Origin of the sequence: Planktotalea frisia (assembly GCF_001890925.1) — a bacterium.
Classification (GTDB): domain Bacteria; phylum Pseudomonadota; class Alphaproteobacteria; order Rhodobacterales; family Rhodobacteraceae; genus Planktotalea; species Planktotalea frisia.
The window spans coordinates 1-796 of sequence record NZ_MLCB01000147.1; the positions used below are offsets into that span (position 1 = coordinate 1).

Annotated in this window: 2 protein-coding genes; both read left to right on the top strand. The window is 59.0% G+C overall.

Annotated elements, in window-relative coordinates; all coding sequences use genetic code 11:
- A partial coding sequence (locus PFRI_RS12350; RefSeq protein ID WP_175549253.1) for a tyrosine-type recombinase/integrase occupies positions 1-540 on the top strand: 540 nt, incomplete at its 5' end.
- Between the two features lie 52 nt (positions 541-592).
- Positions 593-796 (top strand): transposase zinc-binding domain-containing protein (locus tag PFRI_RS12355; protein ID WP_245812364.1); only part of this gene is annotated, 204 nt, incomplete at its 3' end.

Here is a 796-nt window from a genome sequence, read left to right on the forward strand (position 1 = left end):
AGCGTCGAGGAAGTGTCGGCCCTGCTGGCAGCGGCACCCGGACCTGGTCTCAAATACCGCGCGGCCCTGAGCATTGGCTATGGCGGCGGTTTGCGCGCATCCGAAGTCACCCACCTGAAGGTCCGAGACATCGACAGCGACCGCATGCTGATCCATGTCGAACGGGGCAAGGGCGGCAAGGACCACGATGTGATGCTGTCACCATCTTTGCTTGTTTTACTGCGGGACTATTGGCGCGAGGCCCGTCCACAAGGTTGGTTGCTTCCCGGTCAGAGCCGTGTCGATCCAATATCGCCTCGTCAGTTGAACCGGGCGTTTACATCAGCCAAACGTATGGCCGGGATCAAAAAGCCCGCAACGCTTCACACCCTGCGGCACAGTTTTGCGACACATCTGTTGGAGGCAAACACGGATGTGCGAGTAATCCAGGTTCTGCTCGGGCATTCCAAGCTGAGTACGACGGCGCGATACACCCACGTCGCAACAAAGACGTTGGGCGATATCACCAGCCCGTTTGAGCATGTGAAGGGCCTGACCTGACGAACGGGTTCGCGTGTCAAAACACGCGCTGGAGATCGCTGACATCTTTCGCATGCACGGCCCTGCGTGGCGGCGGGACAATGCGGGGCATGTCAGCCTCAGCCAGCTCAAAGTGATGTCTTCAATTGAAGCCTGCCGAACCGAAGCACTCGGCGGGCATGTGGCGGCGTGCACTAAATGTGATCACCACCACATCGCATACAACTCATGCAAGAACAGGCACTGCCCTAAATGTCAGGGGCCCGCAGCCCGAGAC